Source organism: Xenorhabdus sp. Sc-CR9 (assembly GCF_963897815.1).
GTDB lineage: Bacteria > Pseudomonadota > Gammaproteobacteria > Enterobacterales > Enterobacteriaceae > Xenorhabdus.
Genome location: NZ_CAWQTY010000010.1, coordinates 1 through 6,078, shown reverse-complemented (window position 1 = coordinate 6,078; position 6,078 = coordinate 1). Strand labels below are relative to the sequence as shown.

The following is a 6,078-nucleotide window of genomic DNA, read 5'->3' as shown; positions in this document are numbered from 1 at the left end:
GACATTCCGTGAAACCCTTCGCCACTTTTTTCATACCACTTTGCCAGAAAAAGCGAAAGAACTCACGACTCGACTGACTGACAACTTTCAGATTTTAAAACCTGCATCTTCAAGTTAGATTGGTATAGAGGAACTATAAACAAAGATCGTGTTGATACACAAGGAATTAGTTTTACATTTTCATTCGATTTTGATTTAACGACGACTTATAATGATTTTATAAAAACCAACAAAGATAACATTACAAGTATTCCTTTAGAGTTCTATAAGATAGAATGGATGACTTTCGCAAATGAAAAAATCAGGCAGATAAACAAACCATTTAAATCATTATTCATTGATCCTACACGACTTCATCCCACCTATGGGAAAAATCAATATATTTATAATGTGATAACATCTGCATTAAGTAGAGAAGAACAAGCAGTATTGGGTATCAAATATAGACAATTAAAAGAAAGTTTTAATATTGATAGTAATGTAACTAACATCAATGATAATTTGGATTCAAATAATGAAATTTCAGACAAAACAATAAAAATTGTTGCAGACATCTCTGGGGGAACTAATTTAGAATCTAATTTGCAATTAGCATTAGATGGTGTAACTCTTCCATACATTGGTAAAGGAGAACAACATAAAGTACAAATTAAACTTGCTTTACAAAATAAATCTAACACTGTAGATGTTCTATTAATAGAGGAGCCAGAAAATCATCTATCTCATATGAATCTAACATCACTAGTTAGTTTTATTGAAAAAAAATTATCAAATAAACAATTGTTTAGCAGTACTCATAGCTCATATGTTATGAATAAATTAAGTATCGACAAACTATGCTTACTTGCTAATGGATATAAACAGCTAAATAATATCGATTGTGGCACAGTGAAAAAATTAAAAAGGCTACCAGGTTACGACACATTGCGTGCAGTCTTATCCTCTAAGGTGATACTTGTTGAAGGCCCTTCTGATGAACTGATTTTAAAAAAATATTACTATCAAATAAATGATAAGTTACCAGAAGAAGATGGTATAGATATTATTGTTGTCAGAGGGATCGGGTTTAATAATTATCTAGAGATCATTAAACATACTGGAGTGCATACCAGAGTAATGAAAGATAATGATGGTAATTATGATAAAAATGTCAAAAAATATATTGATGAATATAAAGGCTATGATTTCATCAAGATTTATTCTTCCGAAGAAAATGAACAGTATTCTCTTGAGCCGTTACTAATTGAGACAAATAGTGATAATGAAGAACTATTAGATAAATATGCAAAAATATCATTATCTGCTAGGACATATAAAGAATTTGAAAAGGAAATTAATTTATTAGAAAAAATTAGCTTTTTAAAAAATTGGTACAAAGATGAGGGCGGAGCAGGAAAGAAAAAGGTAGATGCAGCAATGAGAATCTTTGAATCCAACGAGAAAATAAAATATCCAACTTTTTTCGAGAGTATTTTCGACTATGAGTAATAAACTTATTATAGCCTGTGCCGGAGCAGGAAAAACACATCGTATCGTTAGTGAGGCTATAAATTCCGTAAAAGAAGGAGAGAAGATATTAATAGTCACCTATACAATAAATAATCAAGAAGAGATCTATGAAAAATACAAATTGTTAGGTGGTAATGATTATGATAAGTTTAAAGTAAAAGGTTTTTTTCTTTTTTATTGGAAGATATTATTCGCCCGTATCAAAATATCTTTTTCCATAAAAGGATCGAATCTCTTATCTTTAATGATAAAGACCCGCACAAGAATAATGGACGGACTATGCTTGGAAGAAAAGAAAAACTGAATGATGGAACTGTAAATCCTATGTATTATCTTTCTAAAGATGGCACTAAAGTTCACTCTACTTATATTGCAAAATTATCTAATCTTATAATAAATGAAACCAAAGGATTACCGATAAAAAGACTAGAGAAAATATATGGCAAAGTGTATTTTGATGAAGTCCAAGACTTAGTGGGTTGGGATTATGAAATATTGAAGTGGTTATCTAAATCCTCAAAAATATCTCTCACTTGTGTTGGGGATTTTCGTCAGACAATTTACCAAACAGCAATAACAAATAAAAAACCAATTTTAACAATAGATAAAATTGAATTTTATAAAAATAGAAAATTTGAAATAGAAGAAATATCTGAAAGTAAACGTTCTATTTTAGAAATTTGCAAACTGTCAGATATGGTTCATTTTGGTATGAAATTTTCATCAACAGCATCTAATGTAAACATAAATAATGATGAGATATCAAAGCATGTTGGAGTTTTTATAGTAAAAGAGTCAAACGTGAACAATTACCTAGAAAAATATAATCCTGTAGTATTAATGCCAAAGATAACAAGTGGTAATAAATATAATATAGAATCTTTGCGAAAAATCACTTATGGTAAATCAAAGGGCTTGGGTTTCGATAGGATTATAATTATTCCTACTTCTAAATATATAGATTTTCTTTGTGGAAAAAATACGATTTTTGACACGCAAAAAACTGAATCATCGAGAAATAAGTTATATGTTTCCCTAACCCGTGCTCGTTACAGTGTGGCCATAATTTTTCCTGATGAAATTCCCGACACTTGTACTCTTACTGTGTGGAATCCCTAAAAAATATAACGTGAAAAATATTAACTACTTTCTAACTAAGTTGATAACCTCAAAATTTTTCCAATGATAAAATAGAAGTTACTATCGCTAGCAAGACCAAAGTAGAGATATTTACGGGTAATAGGAACAATGAAACCTGTCCCACTACCGACAATGTAATTAATCGTGCTGTTATCTGTAGATTGAGAGTATTTGTGAATTCGAATCGTCCATGTCATTGCTACAAAATAAAAAACTTGTTAATCTGAACCGACTCACTCACCATCACATGATGGTATATAGCTGTAACAGCTATAAAACTCCCGTAGCCTGCAAGGGAGAGCAAGTATTGCGGTACATCTGCGCACCTTTGGAAGCAGATATTATCAGACATAAACCCCTTGTCTAACAATGAAGGTTTTTTAAACTAAAAAATACTCCAAAAGAGCATTTTTATACTATCAACTAAGCGCATTGAACGTTAAATCATGCAGCTCACGCCATACCATAAAATTATTCTTACACACCACATTCATACTGCTACGATTTCTGTTTGAAATATTCAGCAGATAACTTTTCTGCATCCAAATAATTAACACATAACTGTTGTTTGACACTTCACCTTGCGGTGTTTTGCTGTGCCTGCTGGCATTTCAACTCTCGGACCACTTTTGCTGACTATTTGCGGATTTAAGGCGTCACTTTTTGCCGGTTTACCGCTGAAAGTGACGCCGCAGCAAAAGGATAACCTGACTATGACAGGCTCACGCCTGCTTAACCACACAGTGCATCTGACACTGCATTCTATAGATTAAAAAAGTATCAAAAGGAGAACCTGACGATATCGAGGCTGGCTTTTTGCCGGTGGGGATGACCTGCTAATGCAGGCGGCAGTACCGCGTACTCAACCGATACCCCGTAATACCTCAACAAGCGTTCACTCTGGCGCACAGATATTCGTCAGGGACAAAGCCGGTATTTCCTGCTTTGTCCGCACTGTCGCGCGCCAGAGATCGCATATTGATAGGTTAAGTAAGGAGAAGCCGATGAGCCGATTGATTATGGAATTAAAGTTTTTTGCCCGTCAGGGAGGTGGCAGCCATAAAACCTGTCATGACCGCATTCGGATTGCGGGGCGTTTAGGCGCGTTGTTATTGAGCCTGAATATTCAGGTTAAAAGCCTCGGCCATTTAAAAACCAAGCACGTAGAGCATTACGTTGATGCCCGTTTATCTCAGGGTGTTGCCAAGCGAACAGTGCAGAATGAAATGTCTGCGCTGCGTAATATTTTCCGCATGGCAGGCAGGGAGAAACTGGAAACCTCTCCACGTTTGAGTAATCAGGCATTGGGATTAAGTGGAGCCAGCCGCGCCGGAACGAAGCAGGCGATCCCTGACACCACGTTTCAGGTTGTTTATCAGAAAGCCCTTGAACGGGATGCCGGATTTGCGCTCACACTAAAACTTGCCCGTTTTATGGGGCTGCGTTCTCGGGAAGCAGTGCAGTGTAGTGCTTCATTGCAAAGCTGGCGAAAACAATTAGAGCAACCAGAGCCAAAACTGTATGTTGTTTTCGGCACAAAAGGCGGCCGACCAAGGAAGACCCGTGTACTGGATGTTGCTGCGGTGAAAGAAGCTGTAGAGCAGGCGGTGGCTATTGCGGAGCAACGCGGTGGCAGGTTGATTGATAAACCGGATCTCAAGCAGGCCATGAACTACTGGCGGACACATACCACAAAGATTGGATTAAAGGGCTGCCATTCTCCCCATAGTTTGCGGTATGCATGGGCGCAGGAAGCACTGGTGTTTTACCAACAAAATGGTTTTAGCCGTCAGGAGGCAAGAGCACTTGTTTCAATGGATTTGGGGCACGGTGATGGTCGCGGGCGTTATGTTGAGCGGGTTTATAGTCGTTCAGCTTAGCAGTTCAGTTATTGAGATAGATAAAACAATCAGTTAAAGTAACCCCGCCATTGGCAAAATCCAATGGTCAGGGTTTCGCATCCCTGAGTATCCAAACACTGGTAGGATGTTTCTGCCAGTGCGTCTGCTATCGCCCTTTCAATGGCGGTTCAGGTGGGGGAGGCTTCGGCCTCGCCGGTGGATACTCCGGTAATGCGAACCTTGCTTGAATCGCCACCATCAATATTAATTAATGGGAAGGGGTAGCAGGAATGAATAATGTTAGAAATGACTGGCATCAGGCCGATATTATTGCTGCATTACGTAAGCGTGGAACAACCTTAGCGGCTGTTTCTCGTGAAGCGGGACTCAGTTCATCGACATTAGCCAATACACTCAGCAGACCGTGGCCGAAAGGCGAATGGATTATTGCTAATTATCTCAATATTCACCCATCAGAAATCTGGCCTAGCCGTTATTTTGATATGAACGGTAATCTTGTTGAACGTAAAGTTCGCGATAGCACTGCCAAATAACTTCATACCCCAGCCGTGAGGTACAGTAACATTCAATATCATCCATTTCTCATGGCTGCATAGCTCCTAAATAACGAGCATGAATATGCAATTGCTTTATGTGTAATATATGCAAATTAAGATGAAGTTTTATGGGGGTATTTAAGGGGGTATATTGTTGCTTTTTTAAAATAAAAATCACTATTAATCAATTTATTATCTTATTTTAAGTACTCCTGTGATCTCCGCCATGATTTGTCCAGTACCGTCTTTATCGTATTGAAATTATTGATACCTTTGAAAAGGATATCTTCCCTTATATCGGTCATCGTCCCATATCAGAAATTAAACCTTTGGACAGATGGGAGCCAATCAGCGAGGAGAAGTATTACTGGTGCGTTATGACGGTGATTTGGCACTGGATGGCACTTCGGAAACCATTCATCACTATGACGGTGTTATCTGGCGTCCGGTCAGCGACCGCGATTTAAAGCGGGAAATGGTGGCGGCTTTTATGGAAGAAAAAATGCCGTATTCACCTCATGGCATTGGCTCTGCCGTGGATGCCCTGAAATTACAGCTTCCCATGATGAACGCACCAGAACGCCATTTAATCGGGTTCAGTAATGGTGTGTTTGACCTTAAAATCGGCCAGTTCCGACCTCATCACAAACATGACTGACTGCACTGTTTATGGTGCTGGCAAACCGTTACGACTGGCAGTTATTTCTGGAAGTCACCGGCGCACTGGCTGAATACGACCAGCATTACCTACGTAAGAAAAGTAAACAGGGCATTCGCAGCAATCTGAGCCTGAATATCGATACCGCTATCGAATGGCTTCCGAAACTGACAAGGGATAACCAGCCAGAAGAATAACTTTTTTCACACAGATAAAGATTTCCTAAAAATATAAAAAAGTGTTCATTACTGTTCACCTTATGATTTAAACCAGATATATCAATGTATTGTAGGGTGAATAGTTATTTTTAAACTGTTCACAAGTCTTCACCTCTGTTCACCTTTTTCTGATTTAAAGGTGAAGGGTTGAGTGA

Annotated in this window: 7 protein-coding genes and 3 pseudogenes; all 10 read left to right on the top strand. The window is 37.9% G+C overall.

What is annotated here, in order from left to right:
- Positions 1 to 118: pseudogene (locus tag AACQ81_RS00435) on the top strand (IS630 family transposase); the annotation flags it as partial.
- A 161-nt stretch (positions 119 to 279) separates the two neighbouring features.
- Positions 280 to 1,488 (top strand): ATP-dependent nuclease, encoded by a 1,209-nt coding sequence (locus AACQ81_RS00430; protein WP_237388346.1) that lies wholly within the window; start codon positions 280 to 282, stop codon positions 1,486 to 1,488.
- The gene (locus AACQ81_RS00425) at positions 1,481 to 1,813 is read left to right on the top strand and encodes a UvrD-helicase domain-containing protein (protein ID WP_237388345.1); all 333 of its coding nucleotides are present in this window, start codon (positions 1,481 to 1,483) and stop codon (positions 1,811 to 1,813) included. The genes AACQ81_RS00430 and AACQ81_RS00425 overlap by 8 nt, the downstream gene beginning before the upstream one ends.
- On the top strand, positions 1,789 to 2,628 hold the full coding sequence (locus tag AACQ81_RS00420; RefSeq protein ID WP_237388344.1) for a DNA helicase UvrD: 840 nt from the start codon (positions 1,789 to 1,791) through the stop codon (positions 2,626 to 2,628). The genes AACQ81_RS00425 and AACQ81_RS00420 overlap by 25 nt, the downstream gene beginning before the upstream one ends.
- Before the next feature lie 617 nt (positions 2,629 to 3,245).
- Positions 3,246 to 3,422 carry a hypothetical protein gene (locus tag AACQ81_RS00415; protein WP_237388343.1) on the top strand — a complete coding sequence of 59 codons (177 nt, stop codon included), beginning with the start codon at positions 3,246 to 3,248 and terminating at the stop codon, positions 3,420 to 3,422.
- A gap of 231 nt (positions 3,423 to 3,653) precedes the next feature.
- Positions 3,654 to 4,529, top strand: a complete 876-nt coding sequence (locus tag AACQ81_RS00410; protein WP_237388347.1) for an integrase domain-containing protein — start codon at positions 3,654 to 3,656, stop codon at positions 4,527 to 4,529.
- A gap of 50 nt (positions 4,530 to 4,579) precedes the next feature.
- Positions 4,580 to 4,738: a hypothetical protein gene (locus AACQ81_RS00405; protein WP_237388342.1), complete on the top strand. Its 159-nt coding sequence runs from the start codon at positions 4,580 to 4,582 to the stop codon at positions 4,736 to 4,738.
- Between the two features lie 42 nt (positions 4,739 to 4,780).
- Entirely contained in the window at positions 4,781 to 5,044 is a 264-nt protein-coding gene (locus AACQ81_RS00400; protein ID WP_237388341.1) for a helix-turn-helix domain-containing protein, read from the top strand.
- Positions 5,045 to 5,295: 251 nt separating this feature from the next.
- Positions 5,296 to 5,397: pseudogene (locus AACQ81_RS00395) on the top strand (hypothetical protein); the annotation flags it as partial.
- Positions 5,382 to 5,767, top strand: a pseudogene (locus tag AACQ81_RS00390) (DNA primase); the annotation flags it as partial. The pseudogenes AACQ81_RS00395 and AACQ81_RS00390, both read left to right, overlap by 16 nt.
- Positions 5,768 to 6,078 lie beyond the last annotated feature (311 nt).